At 62.0% G+C, this 17,209-nt stretch carries 16 protein-coding genes and 1 pseudogene; 6 read left to right on the plus strand and 11 right to left on the minus strand.

What is annotated here, in order from left to right:
• The 6 genes from EFR00_RS15935 to EFR00_RS15960 form a co-directional block, all read right to left on the minus strand.
• On the minus strand, positions 1-1,095 hold the full coding sequence (locus tag EFR00_RS15935) for an ABC transporter permease (protein ID WP_077989129.1): 1,095 nt from the start codon (positions 1,093-1,095) through the stop codon (positions 1-3).
• 5 nt (positions 1,096-1,100) lie between these two features.
• The gene (locus EFR00_RS15940; protein WP_077989130.1) at positions 1,101-2,687 is read right to left on the minus strand and encodes an ABC transporter substrate-binding protein; all 1,587 of its coding nucleotides are present in this window, start codon (positions 2,685-2,687) and stop codon (positions 1,101-1,103) included.
• A gap of 62 nt (positions 2,688-2,749) precedes the next feature.
• A complete protein-coding gene (locus EFR00_RS15945) occupies positions 2,750-3,700 on the minus strand; it encodes a dihydrodipicolinate synthase family protein (RefSeq protein ID WP_077989131.1) in 951 nt (316 codons plus the stop codon).
• 23 nt (positions 3,701-3,723) lie between these two features.
• Positions 3,724-4,611: an SMP-30/gluconolactonase/LRE family protein gene (locus EFR00_RS15950; protein ID WP_077989132.1), complete on the minus strand. Its 888-nt coding sequence runs from the start codon at positions 4,609-4,611 to the stop codon at positions 3,724-3,726.
• Positions 4,608-5,438: an NAD-dependent epimerase/dehydratase family protein gene (locus EFR00_RS15955; protein ID WP_077989133.1), complete on the minus strand. Its 831-nt coding sequence runs from the start codon at positions 5,436-5,438 to the stop codon at positions 4,608-4,610. The genes EFR00_RS15950 and EFR00_RS15955 overlap by 4 nt, the downstream gene beginning before the upstream one ends.
• 21 nt (positions 5,439-5,459) lie before the next feature.
• On the minus strand, positions 5,460-6,173 hold the full coding sequence (locus EFR00_RS15960) for a FadR/GntR family transcriptional regulator (RefSeq protein WP_009993885.1): 714 nt from the start codon (positions 6,171-6,173) through the stop codon (positions 5,460-5,462).
• A gap of 367 nt (positions 6,174-6,540) precedes the next feature.
• On the opposite strand from EFR00_RS15960, the gene EFR00_RS15965 reads away from it, so the two are divergent.
• From EFR00_RS15965 to EFR00_RS15990, 6 genes and pseudogenes are all read left to right on the plus strand, one after another.
• Positions 6,541-8,478: an ABC transporter substrate-binding protein gene (locus EFR00_RS15965; protein WP_077989134.1), complete on the plus strand. Its 1,938-nt coding sequence runs from the start codon at positions 6,541-6,543 to the stop codon at positions 8,476-8,478.
• A gap of 120 nt (positions 8,479-8,598) precedes the next feature.
• Positions 8,599-9,585, plus strand: coding sequence for an ABC transporter permease (locus EFR00_RS15970; protein ID WP_040112166.1), 987 nt, complete (start codon positions 8,599-8,601; stop codon positions 9,583-9,585).
• Positions 9,586-9,594: 9 nt separating this feature from the next.
• On the plus strand, positions 9,595-10,716 hold the full coding sequence (locus EFR00_RS15975; RefSeq protein ID WP_077989135.1) for an ABC transporter permease: 1,122 nt from the start codon (positions 9,595-9,597) through the stop codon (positions 10,714-10,716).
• A 7-nt stretch (positions 10,717-10,723) separates the two neighbouring features.
• Positions 10,724-12,460: an ABC transporter ATP-binding protein gene (locus tag EFR00_RS15980; RefSeq protein WP_077989136.1), complete on the plus strand. Its 1,737-nt coding sequence runs from the start codon at positions 10,724-10,726 to the stop codon at positions 12,458-12,460.
• A gap of 68 nt (positions 12,461-12,528) precedes the next feature.
• A pseudogene (locus tag EFR00_RS15985) lies at positions 12,529-12,690 on the plus strand (mandelate racemase/muconate lactonizing enzyme family protein); the annotation flags it as partial.
• A gap of 12 nt (positions 12,691-12,702) precedes the next feature.
• The gene (locus EFR00_RS15990) at positions 12,703-13,890 is read left to right on the plus strand and encodes a galactarate dehydratase (protein WP_077989172.1); all 1,188 of its coding nucleotides are present in this window, start codon (positions 12,703-12,705) and stop codon (positions 13,888-13,890) included.
• A gap of 65 nt (positions 13,891-13,955) precedes the next feature.
• On the opposite strand, the gene EFR00_RS15995 is transcribed toward EFR00_RS15990, so the two are convergent.
• From EFR00_RS15995 to EFR00_RS16015, 5 genes are all read right to left on the minus strand, one after another.
• Positions 13,956-14,528 (minus strand): NADPH-dependent FMN reductase, encoded by a 573-nt coding sequence (locus EFR00_RS15995; RefSeq protein WP_077989138.1) that lies wholly within the window; start codon positions 14,526-14,528, stop codon positions 13,956-13,958.
• 84 nt (positions 14,529-14,612) lie between these two features.
• Entirely contained in the window at positions 14,613-15,278 is a 666-nt protein-coding gene (locus EFR00_RS16000) for a nitroreductase (RefSeq protein WP_077989139.1), read from the minus strand.
• 288 nt (positions 15,279-15,566) lie between these two features.
• Entirely contained in the window at positions 15,567-15,926 is a 360-nt protein-coding gene (locus EFR00_RS16005) for an ArsR/SmtB family transcription factor (RefSeq protein WP_096769938.1), read from the minus strand.
• A gap of 209 nt (positions 15,927-16,135) precedes the next feature.
• Positions 16,136-16,828, minus strand: coding sequence for a response regulator transcription factor (locus EFR00_RS16010; protein ID WP_077989140.1), 693 nt, complete (start codon positions 16,826-16,828; stop codon positions 16,136-16,138).
• A gap of 1 nt (position 16,829) precedes the next feature.
• Positions 16,830-17,207, minus strand: a complete 378-nt coding sequence (locus EFR00_RS16015) for a response regulator transcription factor (protein WP_040141746.1) — start codon at positions 17,205-17,207, stop codon at positions 16,830-16,832.
• Between the last annotated feature and the right edge of the window lie 2 nt (positions 17,208-17,209).

Consider the following 17,209-nt stretch of genomic DNA (forward strand, 5'->3'; position numbering starts at 1 on the left):
TCACCGTGTTCTCGGATCAAGGATGCGATAGAGGACGTCAGACAGGATGTTGATGGTCAGGAAGACGGCGCCGATCGTCAGCACCGAGCCCATCACGACGTTCATGTCGTTCATCTGCAGCCCGCGGGTGAGGTATTGGCCAAGCCCCGGCCAGCCGAAAACCGTCTCGATCAGCACCGCGCCTTCGAGCAGGCCGCCGAAGGTCAGCGCCAGGATCGTCAGGAGCTGCACGCGGATATTGCGGAAGGCATGGCGCCAGACGACCTTGCGGGTGCCGAGCCCCTTTGCCCGGGCGGTGATGATATATTCCTGGCTGAGCTGTTCCAGCATGAAGCTTCGCGACATGCGGCTGATATAGGCGACGGAGTAATAGCCGAGGATTGCCGCCGGCAAGATGATGTGGCCGAGCGCATTGTAAAACACGTCCCATTGGCCCTCAATCGCCGCATCGATCAAGAGAAAACCGGTCATCGGCGTGACGAGGCCTTCGTAGAAGACGTCGACCCGGCCCGATGCGCCGACGAGCTTCAGCTTGGCGTAGAAGATGAAGAGCGCCATCAGGCCGGTCCAGAAGATCGGAATGGAATGGCCGGCAAGGGCGACGATGCGGGCGATATGGTCGATGATCGTCCCACGCCGGACCGCAGCGGTGATGCCCAAGGGAATGCCGACGATCGCTCCGATGATCATCGCGATGATGGCAAGCTCGATGGTTGCCGGAAAGATCGTCATCAGATCGGTCAGGATCGGCTGGCCTGTCGTCGCCGACATGCCGAGATCGCCGGTGGCGATCTTCCCGACATAGGAGAGGAACTGCATCCAGATCGGCTGCCCGAGGCCGAGCTCGTTATAGACGCGGTCGTAAACCTCCTTGCTGACCTCCGCCCCGGTGATAGCAAGCACCGGGTCGGCAGGCAGCAGGCGGCCCATCGAGAAGGTCAGAAAGAGCAGGCCGAGCAGCGTCGTCACAACGGCCACCACGCGTCCCGCCAGCCGCCGCAGCAGACTCAGCAGCGGATGCGGAGCCGCATCGGTGAACCCGCTCCCTGCCGGTTGCCGGCCCTCCCGCTTCGATGTCAGATCGGCGCTCGCCACGCGCTCTACTCCTTGGTCACATCATGCCAGCGCGTCGACCAGGTCGTATGCCCGTGATAATTCTTCACGTTGGCGCGCATGACATAGGGGTCGGTTCGCTGGAAGAAGATGACGAGCGGCGAAGCCATGCCGGCATAGATGCCGTCCATCTTCTTGAAGATGTCGGTGCGCTTTTCGGTGTCGCGCTCCCGCATCGACTGGTCGATGAGCGTGTTGAGCTCGTCCACCTTCATGCCCGTACGCCAGAGATAGTAGCTGCCGAGGCGCGCCTCGTCGCTATTGTCGGGGTTGAAGGCATATTGCGTGGCGACAGCGAAGGGATCCGGCAGGCGGGCGCCGGAATTGCCGAGCAGCACCTCGAATTTGCGCTCGCGGAAGGCGGGCGTGAACTCGCCGGGCACCAGGTCGAGATCGAAACCGGCGGCGCGCGCACTCGCCTGCAGCGCCTCCGCGAAGGGCAGGGTTGGGGCTCCCGAGGGATTGAGCACCTTCTTCAGGCCGTTGGGATACCCTGCCTCCGCCAGCAGCGCCTTGGCCTTGGCGGGGTCGTAATCATAACGAACGGCCGCCTCCTCGGGCGCGCCAATCATGCCGCGCGGGATCATCGACTGCCAGGGAAAGCCGGTATAACGCATGATGTTGCCGGAGATCGCCTTCCAGTCGAAGGCATGCTGGAATGCCTCGCGAACCTTCGGCTTCTGCAGATCGGGGTCTTTCTGGTTGAGGGCGATGTAGTAGAACCCGAGCCCCGGAACGTTTTCGATCATCACGTCCTTGTTGCTGGCGAGCGCATCGAGATCGCCGCTTGCCACATACTGGCCGACATCGACGTCGCCGGCCTCGAGCTGGAGCCGGAGATTGCCGGATTCCGGGATGTGGCGGGCGACGACGCGCGCCATGGCCGGCTTGCCGCCCCAATATTTCGGCTGCGCATTGAAGATCGCCACATCGTTCGGACGCCATTGCGCCAGCCTGAACGGGCCGCTGCCGGCGGAATTGGCCGAAAGCCAGGCGCCGCCGAAATCGCCGTTCGCCTCATGCGACAGGACCGTTTTCTTGTCGACGATGCCGATCGACGAGCCGGCCAGCGAATAGAGCACGAGGTCGGTGTTGACGGCCTGCGGCAACTCGATCTCCAGCGTATGCTCATCTTTGGCGCGAACGAGCTTTTCGACGTTGTCTGAAGTAAAACCCCAGAGAGCGATATCGGTGGAGCCGACCTGGCCCATCTTGATGACGCGCTGGATCGACCAGGCAGCATCCTCGGCGGTCACCTTGTTGCCGCTCTGGAAGACCGCATCGTCGCGCAGGGTCAGCGTGATGATCTTGCCGTCGGCCGAAACCTCCCATTTCGTCGCAAGCATCGGCTTCAGCGTCTTGAGGTCGTCGGGCGAGAGTTGCACGAGGTTGTCGTAAAGATTCGAGATCAGCTCGGACACCGTGCGGGCGTTGTTCTGGGCCGGATCGAGCGTCCGGATACCGGTCAGATTCGTTCCGATGACCAGCATGTTGCGCGGCGATGCCGCCACGCTCGGCTGCGCCGCCATCAGGGCTCCGGTAACTGCGATCGTCGTCAATAGCTGTTTCAGCATCTCAAGACCTCCCAATCTCATGGCGCCATCCCGCGCCTGTTGCTTGCAGAAGATGTTCGAACTCAGCCGGCAGCCTTCACGGCCTGCCGGTCCGGTTGCGTTTGAATGTCGCCCTCGGCCTCCCAGCCTCGAAGCAGGCGATGCAGCTCCTGGCGATCATGTTGATCGAGCTGCGGCAATCCCGGCACACGCACCGGCCCGACATCGAGGCCGGAATAGGTGACGGCTTCTTTGACGACCGTCACGTTTGCGCCGTTGCGAAATTTGGTTCGCATCCGCTCGAAGGGTTCGAGCTTGCCGACGATTGCTCTTGCTGCGGCGAAATCGCCCCTCTCAAGTGCGTCGTGGACGGCGAGCGAAAGCTTCGGTGCGACGTTGACGAGGCCTGACGTGAAGCCACGCGCGCCGGCTGCGGTGAAGGTCGGCGCCCAGCTTTCCGCCAGGCCGCAGACGAACAGCGCACCGTTCGGGTCGGCGGCGGGAATCGCGCGCGACAGCAGCATCAGATCGGTCGTGGCGAATTTGATGCCGGCAATATTACCGTGATTGGCAAGGCGGACGATTTCGGCGACGGTGAAACCCTCGGCCCTGACATAGGCGACGAGCGGCAGGGCCGACACATCGGCGAGGTTGCAGAAATAATCGATCTGAGCCGAAGGAGCCGCGAAAGGATCGACGGGCTGATGCGACATGACGGCCGATGCGCCGATCGCCGCCGCATCCTTGGCCATGCCGATCGCTTCGCGCAGCGAGCGGCCAACCGCCGCCGTCACCGGCGCGCGGCCGTCGACGCCTGCAACCGCCGCTTCGTGGACGATCCGGATCTCCTGCGGCGTCAGGGCATAGAATTCCCCGGTATTGCCGGCTGCGACGATGTTGTGAATGCCCGCCGCAGCCACCCGCGCATAAACCTTCGCCGTAATTCGGGGTTCAACTTCGCCCCCACCGTCATAAGCCGTGACTGGCACGCCCGACACGCCCGTAAGCGCCTTGCGCATGATCGCGATGCTCATTTTTCTACCCCGCTCGCTTTCCATCAAAATGACTGTTTGCCGAAGCGGAAAGGCGGCAGCCCCTCCGCATCCACGTCGAAGGCGATGACCGTGCCCGCCTCGAAACGGCCGGTCCGGTCGGTCGACAGGCTCGTGACGTAGAGGGTGCTGAAATCAGGCCCTCCGAAACACGGCATTGTCGGTGCTGCGACCGGCAGAATGTAGATTTCGACGATCTCGCCTTCGGGAGATATTCTGTTGAGGCGGCCGGCGGAAACGCCGGCGCTCCAGTAAAACCCGTCGCGATCGGTCGTCGCGCCATCAGGCCGTCCCTGTTCTTCGGTGAAGCTGCGAAGGCGGCGTCCTTCGCCGAGTTCACCCGTCCCGGGATTGAAATCGAAGGCCTGCAGGAAACATTGCCGGCTGTCGGAGTGATACATGCGCCGGCCGTCCGGCGACCAGGCGAGGCCGTTGGAACTCGTTAGACCAGTTGCGACGGCGCGCGCGCTGCCGTCGGCTCCCACGCGAAAAAGCGCGGCGTCATTTACCTGTGGCTTGGCTTCGCTGATCGAGCCGACCCAGAAGTGTCCTTCCGGGCCGACCTTGCCGTCGTTGAGGCGGCCGTTGACGTGACGCCCGACCGGATCGCAAAGAAACTCGATATCGCCCGAGGCGGGATCGAAGAGGTGGACGCCCGTCTGAAGACCGACGACTATCCTGCTGTCACGGCAAAGCCCGAGGCAGCCGACCGCCGCCGGCATTGCGAAGCGGTCGACCGCGCCTTCCGGGGAAAGCCGCAGCACTGCCGGCGCCAGGATGTCGACAAGCCAGAGAGTACCAGTCTCCTCGTCCCATACGGGCGATTCACCGACCGTCAGTGGCTGCTGCAGCACCGAACGGATCTTCGGCTCAATGATGCGGGGCGCCGTCACGGTGCCGTCTCCAGGTCTTTGATGAGACCCTCGGCATCGCGCATGCGGATGTTGCCGTCATGGTTGAACTCGCAGAAACCGCCGCCCTGGAAGGCGCGGGCGACCCGTCCCTCGGCTCCGCCCTCGATATGGGCGTGATCGCGGGGCCGGTCTTGAGGCTGGTAGCCGAGCCGCCTTGCCAGATCGTTGTTCCACCATTTCTCGTCCGTATCGGAGACGCCATAGACCACAGTCGCGGCGATCGACGGATGGGTGAGCCCGATCTGCACCAGCTGCGCGAGATCCCGGGCGCTGATCCAGATCGCGATCGATCGCTCGCTGTTCGGATAGCTGCCGGCATTGCCGATGCGAATGGAAAGAGAACGGATGCCCGAAGTGTCGTAGTAGAGCCCCGCCACCAGCTCGCCCCAGCATTTGGACAATCCGTAGGGACTGTCCGGCCGCATCGGATCAAGCGGCGATATGACTTCGCCACGCGGATAAAAGCCCGTCGCGTGGTTGCTCGAGGCGTAGACCATCCGCCCGACCTTGTTGATCCGGGCGGCCTCGTAGAGATTGTAGGTCCCGAGCACATTGGCCTGAAGAATGGCATTCATGTCGACGCCGCTGGCGATGCCAGCAAGATGAACGACGCCATCGACCTCTCTGAGGGCCGCCGTCGCCTCGTCGAGCTGCGAGAGATCGGCGCGCACGAAATCTTCGTTTTCAGCCAGCTCGGCGGGCTCATGAATGTCGATCAGACGCAAGTGCTCTGCGTGCTGGCGAAGGAACGGGCGAAGCAGCGCCCCGACGCGTCCGGCAGCACCTGTCACAGCAACCCGTCTCATCGTTCTTCCTTCCATCATCGCTCAAACCCCCTGGAACATGCGGGCGCGCGCATTCAGTATGTGTCTCTTCATCGCATCGTGGGCTTCGGCTTCCTGCCGCGCGAAGATCGCCTCCACGATCACCGCGTGCTCGTCCTGCACGCTGCGGATCTGCTCCGGCGTGCGCTTCAGGCTGAGGCTTCGCGTCACCGAATGGCCGATGGCGAAATGCGGCCGGAACCATTCGCGCACGGTGATGTGAAACTGGTTGCCTGTCGCCATGGCGATCGCGTCGTGGAGGGCTTGGTCCTCCTCGGCGCCGAGTTCGCCATTCTTCAGGCATTGCTCGATCGCGACCAGGGCCGCCGTGATCCGCTCCTTGTCGGCCGGCTGCCAGTTCCGCGCGGCCAGCTCCGCGGCCTCTGCCTCGAGCCCAGCGCGGAATTCGAAGAAGCGCTGCACGTCGGCGAGCGAGCCGACCGGAACCATTTTCAGCATCGACGAGTCCGGCCGCTGCCGGACATAGGAGCCGGACCCCTTGCGCGAGACGATGAGGCCGTCGGTTCTGAGCCGCTCCAGCGCCTCGCGCACCACGGGCCTCGACGCGCCGAAATCGGTGGCGAGCTTCGTCTCCGACGGCAGCCGCTCATTTACCGGAAACTTGCCGTCCGCGATCATCCCTACGATCTTCTCGTAAATGATGTCGCTGAAGCGCGTTGCGCCTCTGTTGGAAACGGCATCGACTGCGAATGTCATTATCGTCCTTTTCTCTCCCGCCCCCGCGGCAATTTCAGCCGCCGCCTTCCTGGCCGGCGAGTAGAAGCCGAATGTGCCTGCTCGATCATGCGCCGGGATGGCGCCGTGCTGTCGCAGCCACGGTGTGGCTACTGGACAGCATCTGACAGATCAGCCGTTTTTTCTCCCCAAGGCTCGTCCCAACGGCTTTGGCGCCAGGTTTGATGCTGCATCGCTACAGAATCTGTAATTATCTGTCAACTCTTGTAATCATCTGGGAACGTGTCTATGGTTTCCTCCCAGCGCCGAGGAGGGCGCGAAACGGCAGGTCGGGAGCCTGCCGTGCCAAGCGGGACAAGCCTGTTCCGGCATAAAAGGGGAGGAATCGATGCCCAATGAAATTCTGTCTCGCGGTGTCACCCGCCGCGCCGTTCTCGGCGGCATGGCCGGCGCTGCGGCACTGTCCATCGCCGGTCGCGCTTTTGCGGCGGGAGGTGAAGCGCCGGCTTTGGCGCAGCTCGTCAAGGACGGAAAACTGCCGCCGCTCGCCGAGCGCCTGCCGAAAAAGCCGATGGTGGTGACGCCGTTCGAAAAGGTCGGCACCTATGGCGGTACGCTGCGGCGCGGCCTGCGCGGTTCATCGGATCACAACGGCATCCTGCGCATGGTCGGCAACCAGAGCCTCGTGCGCTGGAACCTGGAATTCACCGCCGTCCAGCCGAACCTGGCCGAAGGCTGGGAGGTCAGCGACGACGCCACCCAGTTCACCTTCCATCTGATCGAAGGCGTGCGCTGGTCCGACGGCCATCCCTTCACGGCCGACGACATCGTTTTTGCGATCGAAGACTGCGTCAAGAATACCGAGCTCTACAGCGCCACGCCGGCGCAGCTTGCCGTCGCCGGCAAGCCGGTCACCGTCGAGAAAATCGACGATTACACGGTGAAGTTCACCTTTGCAGCGGCCAACGCGCTTTATCTGGAAAATCTTGCCACGCCGCTCGGCCAGCATCCGACGCTCTTCCCGAAGCATTACTGCAGCCAGTTCCTGCCGAAATATAATCCCAACCTCGAGGCCGATGTGAAGAAGGCGGGGGTCACCAGCTGGACGGAACTGTTCCGCAGCCGCTGCGGCGACATCGAAATTCCGACGCGCTGGGGCAATGTCGACAAGCCGACGCTCGATCCCTGGGTCGTCCAGGAGCCTTATGTCGGGGGTGCGACCCGCGTCGTCATGACCCGCAACCCCTATTTCTGGCAGGTCGATACCGCAGGCAACCAGCTTCCCTATATCGACGAGGTCAACTTCGGCATTTCGCAGGACGTCGAATCGCTGATGCTGAACGTCATCTCCGGCAAGATCGACATCCAGGAGCGCCACATCAGCGTGCTCGCCAACAAGCCGACGCTATCGCAGAATATGCAGAAAGGCGACTACCGCCTGCTGACGCTCGTGCCGTCAGCCGCGCAACAGTGCCAGATCTACTTCAACATCACCCACAAAGATCCTGCCATGCGCAAGATGTTTGCCGACAAGTCGTTCCGGCAAGCGCTGTCGATCGGCATCAATCGGCCGGAACTGATCGACATCGTCTATTTCGGACAGAGCGAACCCTACCAGGCCGGGCCGCGTCCGACCCATCCCTGGTACAACGAGAAATATGCGCGCCAGTTCACCGAATATGACGCCGACAAGGCCGGCGCGATGCTCGATGAAGCCGGCTACAAGAAGGGCGGCGACGGTTTTCGCCTCCGGCCCGATGGCCAGAAGGTATTCTTCTCGATCGACGTCATTCCGACGCTCTATCCCGACCTCGTCGATGCGCTGGAACTGGTCAAGACGCATTGGGCTCAGATCGGTATCGACATGAAGGTCAACACGATCGAGCGGGCGCTCTATTACACCCGCGGCGACGACAATGCCCATGATGCGGCGGTGTGGCCGGGTCCTGGCGGTCTCGATCCGATGCTCGACCCGCGTGACTTTTTCGCCTTCCATCCGCAGGGCTCGCGCTACGCCATTCCTTGGACGCTCTGGTACACGTCCAACGGTGCGCGCGGCGAGGAACCGCCGGAAAGCCAGAAGAAGCGCATGAAGCTGTTCGACGAGGCGCGTTCCACGGCCGATCTCGACAAGCGCGGCGCGATCATGAAGCAGATCTTCGATATCGCGGCGGAGGAATTCGAGACCGTCGGCCTCTGCCTCGCCGTCGGCGGCTTCGGCATCATCCGCAACAATCTGCGCAATGTTCCCGAGAAGGAGCCGGACAGCTGGTCTTGGCCCAATCCGGGGCCGGCGATGCCGCAGCAATTCACCTTCACGAGCTGATTTTGATCGAGCGCCGTACCGACGGCACGGCGCTTTCTTTCGGTTCGTCCTCCGAGACGCCTTGCCGGCCGCGACAGCCGGCAAGGCCCGAAGGGCGGTGTTCAATGCAAGAGGCGCCTCATGCTGGTCTTTATCGCCAAACGTTTGCTATGGATGATTCCATCGCTCTTTGCCGTCAGCTTCCTGGCTTTCGTGCTGATCCAGCTGCCGCCGGGCGACTATGTCACCACATATATCGCGACGCTGGCAGCCTCCAACGAGATCGTCGACCAGAACACGGCGGCGCAATTGCGTGAGCGCTTCGGCCTCGATGATCCGATGCTAATCCAATATTTCAAGTGGATGTGGGGCATCCTCTCGCGCGGCGATTTCGGCATCTCCTTCGAATGGCAGCAGCCGGTCTCCGACCTGATCTGGGAGCGCATGGCGCTGACCCTCGTCCTGGCTCTTTCGACGTTGATCGCCACCTGGGCGATCGCGCTGCCGATCGGCGTGTTTTCCGCCGTACGCAAATATTCGATCGGCGACTATTTCTTCACCGCCTTCACCTTTTTCGGTCTGGCCGTTCCCTCCTTCCTGCTGGCGCTGGTGCTGATGTATATCGCGGCGGTCGAATTCGGCCAGGATGTCGGCGGGCTGTTTTCGCCTCAATACGAGAACGCCCCCTGGAGCTTAGCCAAGATGGTCGATCTCTTCTCGCATCTCTGGCTTCCCGTCATCATTCTTGCCGTCTCGTCGACGGCGAGCCTCATCCGCGTCATGCGCGCCAACATGCTCGACGAACTGCCGAAGCCTTACGTGACGACGGCGCGGGCAAAGGGACTCTCCGAGTTCCGGCTGCTGATGAAATACCCATTGATGATCGCGCTCAATCCGTTCATCTCGACGATTGCCTGGCTGCTGCCCAATCTCATCTCCGGCTCGGTCGTCGTCGCCATCGTCCTCAATCTGCCGACGGCAGCACCCCTGCTGCTGCAGGCGCTGATGGCTCAGGACATGTATCTGGCGGGCGCCTTCGTTCTGCTGATCTGCGCCCTGACGCTGATAGGCTCCCTGATCAGCGACATCCTGCTTGCGCTGGTCGATCCCCGCATCCGGTTGGAATAGGAGCCTCACATGGCCGACATCACCGTTACAAATCTGCAGCCGGACCGCGCCGCCGTCGCATCGCAGTGGCAGCTGATCTGGTGGGCTTTCCGCCGGCATCGGCTGGCCATGGTGGCGCTCGTCGTCACCGTGCTGATGTATTTCGTTGCCCTGGTTCCCGGCTTCTTCGCCATCAACGATCCGAATCTGCAAAATGCGCGGGCGACCTTTCATCCGCCGCAGAAATTGCATCTGATCGATACCGAGAACGGGTTCTCCTTCGGCCCGCATTATTATCCGATGAAGCTGACCCGCGATCCGGAAACCCTGGCGGCCATCTTCAAGGAAGACACGACGAAGCGTGTCGACGTGCAGTTCTTCGGGCGCGGCTACGAATATTCGGTATTTGGCCTGTTCAATAGCAACATCCATCTGATCGCCTCACCCGACAAGACCACGCCACTGCTCCTCTTCGGCGCCGACCGGCTGGGGCGCGATGTCTTCAGCCGGACGGTGCAGGGTTCGCAGGTCTCGCTGTCGATCGGCCTTGTCGGCGTCTTCCTGTCGTTGATGCTCGGCATCGTCATCGGCGGCATCTCAGGATATTATGGCGGCCGCATCGATTTCTTCATGCAGCGCGTGATCGATTTCGTGCTGTCTCTGCCGACGATCCCGATCTGGCTCGCCATGGCCGCGGCCCTGCCGCAGGATTGGCCGGCAACACTGCAATATATGATGATCACAATCATTCTGTCGCTGACCGGCTGGGCGCAGCTCGCCCGCGTCGTTCGCGGCCGGTTCCTGTCCTTGCGCACCGAGGAATTCGTTGCTGCCGCGAGGCTCGACGGCGTGCGTGAAAGACGCATTATTTTTCGCCACATGCTGCCGAGCTTTGCCAGCCACATCATAGCATCGATCACGCTTGCGGTGCCGGCGATGATCCTTGCCGAAACCTCTCTCTCCTTCCTGGGGCTCGGGTTGCAGCCGCCGACCATCTCCTGGGGCGTGCTTCTGCGCGAAGCCCAGAACATTCGCTCGATCGCCACCGCACCCTGGCTGTTCATGCCCGGCTGCGCCGTCGTGATCGCCGTGATGGCGCTCAACCTTCTCGGCGACGGCCTGCGCGATGCGGCCGATCCCTACAACAAATGAGGCCGGCATGACCGATATCGTTTCCATTGCCGGCAAACCGCTGCTCCAGGTGAAAAACCTGACCGTCGAGTTCCCGCTGCGCACCGGTGTTTTTCGCGCCGTCAACGATCTTTCTTTCTCGATCGAACAGGGCAAGACGCTCTGTGTCGTCGGCGAAAGCGGATCCGGCAAGTCGGTCACGGCGCGTTCGATTCTGCAGATCGTCGATGCGCCCGGTCGCATTGCTGCCGGATCGATCGTGCTGAACGATCAGAACGGCGGCTCTACCGATTTGACCAGTCTCAATCCGCGCGGGCGCCAGATCCGGGCGATCCGCGGCCGGGACATCGCCATGATCTTTCAGGAGCCGATGTCGTCGCTGTCGCCGATCCACACGGTCGGCAACCAGATCGTCGAGGCGCTTCGTCTGCACACCAGGATGAGCAAGGCCGAGGCGCGCGCGGAAGCGATATCGCTGCTCAAACAGGTCGAAATTCCGTCACCGGAAAAAGCGCTGGATCGCTATGCTTTCCAATATTCCGGCGGCATGCGCCAGCGTGCGATGATCGCCATGGCGCTTGCCTGCAAACCGCAGCTTCTGATCGCCGACGAGCCGACTACGGCGCTCGACGTGACGACGCAGGCCGAAATCCTCGACCTGATCGCCCGGCTGCAGAAGGCCAAAGGCATGGCCGTTCTCTTCATCACGCATGATATGGGCGTCGTGGCGCAGATCGCCGACGACGTGCTCGTCATGCACAACGGTGTGGCGAAGGAATATGGACCGGTCGAGCAGATCTTTCATGCGCCGAAAGACGACTATACCCGCATGCTGATCGGCTCGGTGCTGAAGCTGGAGCAGAAGGCCGAAATCCGGTTGGCGCGCGCACCGCTCGACAGGACGGCGGCGCCGATCCTCGAACTGCGCAATCTGTCGATGAATTTCGGTGATTTGAAAGCGCTGGACGATGTCTCCATTTCGCTTCTGCCGGGCGAAACGCTCGGCATTGTCGGCGAGAGCGGATCCGGCAAGACGACGATGGGCCGTTCGATCATGCGGCTGCTCGACCCGACTGCCGGCGAAATCCTCTACCGCCGCGCCGGCGGCGAGGTCATCGATCTGGCAACGGCAAAGGGCCCGACGTTGGCTGCTGCACGGCGCGAATTGCGCATGGTGTTTCAGGATCCGTTCGGCTCCCTCAACCCACGTATGACCGTTTCCCAGATCATCGGCGAGCCGTTGCTGGTCAATGGCGTTGCAAAGGGGCGGGCGCTGGACGAGCGCGTCTCTCATCTCATGGAGCAGGTCGGCCTCGATCCGAGGGCGCGCGAACGCTACCCGCACGCTTTCTCCGGCGGCCAGCGCCAGCGCATCGGCATTGCCCGCGCCATCACGCTCAATCCGCGTGTCATCGTCGCCGACGAGGCGACCTCGGCGCTCGATGTCTCGGTGCGCTCACAGGTGCTCGATCTGCTGATGCGCCTGCAGGATGAACTTGGTCTCGCCTATATCTTCATCAGCCATGACATCGGCGTCATTCGCTACATGTGCGACCGTGTTGGCGTCATGTACAAAGGCCAGCTCGTCGAAATCGGTGACGCGGAGAAGGTCTGCAATACGCCCGAGCACGCCTATACGCAGGCGCTCATCTCGGCGATCCCGCGCCCCGACCCGCGCGACCGCGATCATTCGAGGCGCTTCCGCTACGTCGCGCCTGATAGTCTGAAGCCAGACAGTCTGAAGAATGGAAGTTCTCAGAGATGAAAATCACTGGAATCCGCACGTTTCTCATGCATGTCGGCCAGCCCGATCCCTCGAATTGGGCTCCCGAACAACGGCTGGGCTGCGATATCGACGATGAATTCGTCGCCCGCTTCCCGAGCGGCGGCAATGTCTCGGTGCCGCAAGCCGCGGGCGCCCATAATCCAGGAACCGACAACGAACATGTCTACGTGCAGACGCGCGTGGCGTGCCGCAGCTATTTCAATCGCTAGAAGGACAGAATGATGAAGATCGACCGCATGCGGGTTTTCATGACCCGCGACAAGGACCGTCCGCGCGTGATCGTCGCGCTCGATACCGACGACGGGCTGACCGGCTGGGGCGAATGCTACAATCACGGCCCCGACAAGGCGCTGCCGCCGCTGCTCGATTATCTCTACGGATTTCTCTCCGGACAGGATCCGACGCGCGTGGAATATCTGGTCAATCTGCTGATCCAGCAAAGCCGCTTCCCGCCGGGCGCACTCGGCCTTGCCGCGATCTCCGCGCTCGATCATTGCCTGTGGGATCTGGCGGCCAAGGCGGCGAACGTGCCGGTTTACAAGTTGCTCGGCGGCGAGGTGCGTGACCGCATCAAGGTCTATGCCGGGGTCTACACCGCGCCCGATGCGCCGGCCGCCCGCGACGAATTCGACCGCCTGAAGGAGGAATGGGGTTTCACCGCCTTCAAGCTCAGCCCTTGGCGGATCGATATGCACGCCCATCGCTGGGGCAATGTCGTGAAAGCGTCTGCGGATTATTTCCGCTCGCTTCGCGAGACGGTCAATGACGAGTACGAGATCGCCTTCGATGCGCATGCCAAGATTTTCGAGCCGATCGCTGCCCGCCAGCTCGGCAACGCGCTGGCGCCCTACGACCCGCTGTTTTTCGAGGAGCCGCTGCGCCCGGAGAATATCGAGGCCTGGGGTGACTTGAAACAAGGTCTGAACTGCGTACTGGCGACCGGCGAGTCGCTCTACAACAGGAACGAATTCCTGCGGCTGCTACAGGTCAAAGGCGCCGATCTGATCCAGCCCGATATCTGCGTCGTCGGCGGTATCAGCGAAATGCGCCGCATCGCCACGCTTGCCGAAGCCTATTTCGTCGGCGTCGCTCCGCATAACCCGATGGGCCCGCTGGCAACCGCGGTCAATGTGCATTTCTCCGCCGCCGCGCAGAATTTCCGCATCCTCGAATACCGGCTGCCGAAGGGCCAGGCCTATGTTTATGGCGGCCTCGATGTCGAGAAGCGCCAGGGAGAGACGCGCTACGTGGTCGATCCCTATCTGCCGAAGGACGGCTATCTCGAACTGCGTCCCGACCGGCCCGGCTGGGGCGTCGAAATGGACGAGAAGGCGATGGAGGAGGAGGGCTACATCCACTGGCAGCGGCGCGTGCCGAAGCGGCCGGACGGCTCCTACGCCTTCGCTTAAATAAGTCGCTCAAGAAAACCGGGTACTGGCCGCTGCCGCATCGCAGCGGCCAGTTCTTTTAAGCGCTACGCATCTTTCGGCAGCACCGAGCGAACCCTTGCGATGAAGACATGGAAGTCCTGCATGAACTTGCGGAGGAATTCCGCCGTGGCCTTGTTCGTGACCTCACCGTCATCGGTGATCAGCCCCGGTGTGAACTGGATGTAGGCTTCCGGGGCATTCATCTGGGGCGAGTTGCAGAAACTGAGCACGCTGCGCAAATTCTGCTGGGCGACTGCGGTGCCGATCGCGCCCGGCGAGGTGCCGATGACCGCTGACGGCTTGCGCGTGAACGAGTTGGTGCCGTAGGGGCGGCTTGCCCAGTCGATGGCGTTTTTCAGCCCGCCGGGTATGGATCGATTGTATTCGGGCGTGACGAACAACACGGCGTCGACTGCCGCGATTGCCGCCTTGAATGCCTTGCCGGCCGGAGGATAGTCGGCGTCATAGTCGTAGCTGTAGAGCGGCAGATCCTTGAAGGATATCTCCGACATTTCAAGTTCCGGCGGGGCGAGCCGCACCAGCGCCTTGGCGAGCTTGCGATTGATCGAGCCCTTGGCGAGGCTGCCGATGAGATAACCGACTTTATGCGTGGTCATGGCGTTCTCCAATATCGCGGATGATCAAGGACCTATCATACGCAGGACGCATGGAAGGGGTCTCTTGTTCCTTGAGCGCAGGTATTACTCATCGACGAAAGTGACCGTCTCGGCGAGGGGCGCGCGGCCCGTCCGGGCAAAACTGACTGCGGGATCCTCGTATCCGATCGACATGCCGCAGAAGAGGATGAGCCCGTCCGGCGGTGACAGGGCTTCCGCGACCGTCTCGCGAACCTGTGACCATGCCATCTGCGGACAACTGTGCAGTCCTTCGGCGCGCAGCAGCAGCATGACGGTCTGCAGATACATGCCGACATCGGCCCATTGGGGTGGACCAAGGTCACGGTCGATGTAGCAGAACAGGGCGGCGGGCGCGCCGAAGCAGTTCCAGTTGGCGATTGCTGCGCGCTGGCGGGCCTCCCAGTCCTCGCGGGCAATACCGAGCGCGCCGTAGCGCTCCTTGCCGAAGGCGGATCGGCGTTCCCCGTACGGGGGCTTGAGCGCGGCCGGGTACATCTCGTACTGCCGTTTGTCCCAGGGGTCGCCGTGGGCCACGCGCTCGATGGCTGACGTCTTGAGCTCGGCCAGCGACGCGCCGGTCATCACATAGGTGTTCCACGGCTGGATGTTCGATCCTGAGGGCGACCACGCCGCGGCGGACAGCACGCGCTCGAGTATCTCCCTCGCCACTGGCTTGTCTTTGAAACCGCGCACCGACCGTCGGCTTGTGACTGCCTCATAGACGTCCATGATCCCTCTCCTGACCGTTCCGTTGCTGATGGGTTCATTATCGCCGTTCGCCACGGAGACGTAACCACACCGTGGTCTAGGAGGCGTACATCAAACGTCCATCAGGGATCGATGCGTCAGAGGGGTATGTCGGTGAAGTGCCACAGGCCTCAGCTTGGTGCTGACGCTCAAGCCGCTGTCATCTCGTTCAAACCGCGTTCTCGTCGCTGCGGCGCCGATGCTGATTGGCTGCAAGGTCAGCCTCAGCAAAATTGGAGGCGAATCAGAAGCGGCAAGGGCAACGTGTGGTCATTTCGTCAGGTGCCCGGCTCGGAGGCGTTCTCCAGGGGCGCGACGGCGCGATCCGAAGATATCGGCGAGCGTATCGAGCATCGTCCTCGCCGCGCCGGATTGAAGGGAATAATAGATCGTCTGGGCAACCCTTCGCGTCTGCACGAGTCCGTGTTCTCGAAGAATTGCCAGATGCTGGGAAGTCGACGATTGGCTCAATCCCACTTCATCGGCGAGGACGGTCACCGACACTTCTCCCTCGGTCAACAGATGCAGGATGTGGAGTCGTTTGGCGTTCCCAATGGCCGACAAGAAGGTTGCTTCGGTGTCGAAGGCGTTGGTTTCAGGGGAAGGCGTGGCTGACGATCGATTGTTCAGGCGTGATCTCCTTATGGAATCAAAGCCGGGCATGAGGTCATATCCCTGAGCTTTAATTTAGAGATACCGCAAGGGTGCAAAGCCGAAACCCATTGCCGGCGCCGCGCCGTCTTTTTCAACGCGAATCGGATACGGCGCGCATTAAATGGACAGGCCGACCGCGTGCAAGGCCGGTATTCGTCGTCATTGGAAGGCGCCAGACAAAAGAGCTAACGCGAGCCGGCCTGACGCATTTGCGCCGGCAGCGTTTCCCAGGCCCGGATCAGTTCACCGATTGAGGCGGCCTCCATCTTGTGCATGACATTGCTGCGATGCAGCTTGACCGTCACCTCGCTAATGCCGAGATCGAACGCGATCTGTTTGTTGAGGCGTCCGCGTGCCACTTCGTGCAGAACTTCGCGCTCGCGCTGCGTCAACGTCTCCAGGCGTTTGACATTGCGTTTGGCAATTGCGGCTTCGGCACGTCGTTCGGCATCCATCGCAATGGCCGCCGCGACGGCGTCGAGCAGCGTTTGATCGCGCACCGGTTTGGTGAGAAAATCCACAGCACCCGCCTTCATCGCCTGGACGGTCATCGGAATGTCGCCGTGGCCGGTCAGAAAAATGATCGGCTTGGAAATGCCGTTCTCGGCTAGATGGCTCTGCAGGTGAAGGCCGCTTGCCCCCGGCATGCGCACATCGAGGATCAGGCAGCCGGGATTTTCCAATATGTCGGCGTCAAGCAATTCTCGGGTCGAGGCAAAACTGACCGGCTGAAAGCCCGCCGACAGGATCAGCTCGGACAGGGCCTCGCGTACCGATGCGTCGTCATCGACGATAATGACGAGCGGCTGGTCCTCTTGATATCTGCACTGCAATGATAACGGCGCCGATCTCCGCAGCAACGGCTGGTCAACCCTCATGTTACCCTCCATCTCTCGATTGTTGTAAAGCATTGGCGATAGCCGTCAGCAGGGCCTGGGCATCGAAGGGCTTGCGGAAAAACCCGCCGGTGCCCTGCGCGCGGCCCTGATCGGCGATCTCGTGGCGGCCCGTGATCAGGAACACCGGCAGCTCCGGACGTGACTTCCTTACCAGGTCGCGAAGTTCGAAGCCGTCGATACCGGGCATTCCGATATCGGTGATGAGCACATCAAGGTCCGACAGCCCGCTGACGAGCAGCGAGCCCGCCGACGGGAAACCTCGGGCCACATAACCCGCCGATTCCAGAAGGTCGCCCATCGATTCAAGCAGTCTTGGATCGTCATCGACAACGGCGACGACATGTCTTGTCTCGTTCATAT

Origin of the sequence: Rhizobium sophoriradicis, assembly GCF_003939025.1 — a bacterium.
Lineage (GTDB): Bacteria > Pseudomonadota > Alphaproteobacteria > Rhizobiales > Rhizobiaceae > Rhizobium > Rhizobium sophoriradicis.

Coding starts and splice junctions, on each gene's coding strand:
- EFR00_RS15940 (WP_077989130.1), bottom strand. CDS start 2,687: ATGCTGAAACAGCTATTGACGACGATCGCAGTTACCGGAGCCCTGATG.
- EFR00_RS15945 (WP_077989131.1), bottom strand. CDS start 3,700: ATGAGCATCGCGATCATGCGCAAGGCGCTTACGGGCGTGTCGGGCGTG.
- EFR00_RS15955 (WP_077989133.1), bottom strand. CDS start 5,438: ATGAGACGGGTTGCTGTGACAGGTGCTGCCGGACGCGTCGGGGCGCTG.
- EFR00_RS15960 (WP_009993885.1), bottom strand. CDS start 6,173: ATGACATTCGCAGTCGATGCCGTTTCCAACAGAGGCGCAACGCGCTTC.
- EFR00_RS15965 (WP_077989134.1), top strand. CDS start 6,541: ATGCCCAATGAAATTCTGTCTCGCGGTGTCACCCGCCGCGCCGTTCTC.
- EFR00_RS15970 (WP_040112166.1), top strand. CDS start 8,599: ATGCTGGTCTTTATCGCCAAACGTTTGCTATGGATGATTCCATCGCTC.
- EFR00_RS15975 (WP_077989135.1), top strand. CDS start 9,595: ATGGCCGACATCACCGTTACAAATCTGCAGCCGGACCGCGCCGCCGTC.
- EFR00_RS15980 (WP_077989136.1), top strand. CDS start 10,724: ATGACCGATATCGTTTCCATTGCCGGCAAACCGCTGCTCCAGGTGAAA.
- EFR00_RS15990 (WP_077989172.1), top strand. CDS start 12,703: ATGAAGATCGACCGCATGCGGGTTTTCATGACCCGCGACAAGGACCGT.
- EFR00_RS15995 (WP_077989138.1), bottom strand. CDS start 14,528: ATGACCACGCATAAAGTCGGTTATCTCATCGGCAGCCTCGCCAAGGGC.
- EFR00_RS16000 (WP_077989139.1), bottom strand. CDS start 15,278: ATGGACGTCTATGAGGCAGTCACAAGCCGACGGTCGGTGCGCGGTTTC.
- EFR00_RS16010 (WP_077989140.1), bottom strand. CDS start 16,828: ATGAGGGTTGACCAGCCGTTGCTGCGGAGATCGGCGCCGTTATCATTG.
- EFR00_RS16015 (WP_040141746.1), bottom strand. CDS start 17,207: ATGAACGAGACAAGACATGTCGTCGCCGTTGTCGATGACGATCCAAGA.